The sequence below is a fragment of the uncultured Campylobacter sp. genome (assembly GCF_938045205.1).
Classification (GTDB): domain Bacteria; phylum Campylobacterota; class Campylobacteria; order Campylobacterales; family Campylobacteraceae; genus Campylobacter_B.
Map to the genome: position 1 here is coordinate 1 of NZ_CALIMY010000069.1, position 1914 is coordinate 1914.

The window sequence follows — 1914 nt, forward strand, 5'->3', positions numbered from 1 at the left end:
CCGAGCTTTTCTGACTTAAACGCCCTTTTTGCCGTCATATAAAAGCCGCTAAAGATAAAAAGCGCCATGCAAAGCGAGACGAGCGACCATAAAATTTTACCCGCGAGCCCAAAAAAATAGCCCGTATGTAGCTGATAGTTCGCGTCTTTAAACTCGCCCACGGTGATACCCTCCGTTTGCTTCTGCTCCGCGACCTTGCCCTCATTTAGCTTCACGCTCGCGCCTTTTGGACGGGCTGTAGCGGGCGCATCGGGCTCATAATACCTGACGCCGATCTTATCTCCGGCTGCGAGCATTAGGGTAAATTCTTTATACTCTATGCCACTTGATCTGAATATCTCATAAGCCCTCTGCGCGTCGCTAAATTTATACGTAGCGGGCTTTTTACCTCCCTCTTTTGCGGGCGCAGCGGCGCGATCATTATGCGCAGGCCCGCCCTGCGCTCCGGCTTGCGGCAAATTTTGCGAACTTACGAAAAGCTTCATCACCGCGTCGTTATACCAGCTATACGACCAGTTAAGCCCGGTTAAACAGATAAGCAGGTAAATCACCGCGCTTAGAGTACCCAGGCTCGTGTGCAGATTGTAAAAAAGAGCGTATTTTTTGAGTTTAAAATTTGGCTTTATAGCCTCGGCAAATTTACGCTTTAGCCTTGGGAAATACAGCCAGACGCCGCTTATTACGAGCAGTATCATCACCACGGCGCTCGCACCCACGATCTGCTTGCCGATCTCGCCTGCAGTTTTATTGCCGCTTAGCGCTAGGCCTAAATTTCGATGCAGCGCCATCACCGTTAGCACAAAGCCCGTGCCGCGATCCTTGCCGATGATCTGCGCGGTGTATGGATTGACCAGATACGCATCATTTCTGTTTGCGTAAATGACGAAGGCTTCGTCATCGCTTTTGGGCACGACGAGCCTTACGGGCTGCTTAGCGCCCGTTTGCTCGCTAAAGCTTTGCAGGATTTTCTCCACGCTTTGCATTTCGCCTGTTTTTTCGACCTTTTTAGAGCCCGCGTTTATTAGCGCCTCAAGCTCGTGCTGATACGACAAAATCGCGCCCGTAACGCCAATGATAAGCAGCGGGATAGAAAAAACGATCGATAAAATAAGATGGACGTTAAACAAAATTTTATTGCGCTTCAAAAACGAGCTCATTGCAGTTCCTTGTAAATTTTGATTGAGAATCGCAATTATATTGCGCGATTTTAAATATTTTCAAAGCGAGGGGTTGTTATTTAAATTTAAGCAGCAATTTTAGAGGAAACGTGCCGCAGCGCAAGAATATAAGCATTACAGGAGCGCACAGGCACTTCGCGCAACGTCATAAACCGCGTACTTCAGGATCTCAAAGCCAAAATTTAATCCGCCTTTCGCGCGGCAAGATCACGCTGGTGAAGTAAAATTCTAAGCGCACCTGATCTGCATAAGAGTAGTCTGCTTTTATTTTAAATGAAACATTGGTTTTAACTTAAGAAGTCCGAAATTACAATATCGAAATAGTAGTTTTTGACCCATTTTTTGATATAATCGGCGTCTAAATTTTAACGAAAAGCGGCCACCTTGAACGAACAAAGACGCCGCTTTAGTATAAATTTAAAAGAGAAAATCGGGGACTTATAAAGGAGTTTAGATGATAGATCCTAACGCAAAGAGAAAACGACAATTTACGATATGCTTTGCTATTTTAATGGTTATTCTGCCGCTTGCTTTTTTGTGCATGAAATATATCGATAAAGAGCCCGACGATTTAAAGCAGAGCTCTACTATCGATCAGCCGACGATGCAGAAAAAAGAGACGAGCAAAGAAAATTTTCAAATTCCGCAAAATAGCGATAAATTTATCGGCAAGAACGACGCAACGATTGAAAAAGATATCGCAAACAACTCCGTTCAAAATCCGCCTATCGATAAA

Annotated in this window: 2 protein-coding genes; one reads left to right on the plus strand and one right to left on the minus strand. The window is 44.9% G+C overall.

The window, feature by feature from the left end:
* Positions 1-1157 (minus strand): PepSY-associated TM helix domain-containing protein (locus tag Q0198_RS04090; RefSeq protein ID WP_297895314.1); only part of this gene is annotated, 1157 nt, incomplete at its 3' end.
* Between the two features lie 475 nt (positions 1158-1632).
* On the opposite strand from Q0198_RS04090, the gene Q0198_RS04095 reads away from it, so the two are divergent.
* The coding region (locus tag Q0198_RS04095) for a hypothetical protein (protein ID WP_297895317.1) at positions 1633-1914 on the plus strand (282 nt) is incomplete at its 3' end.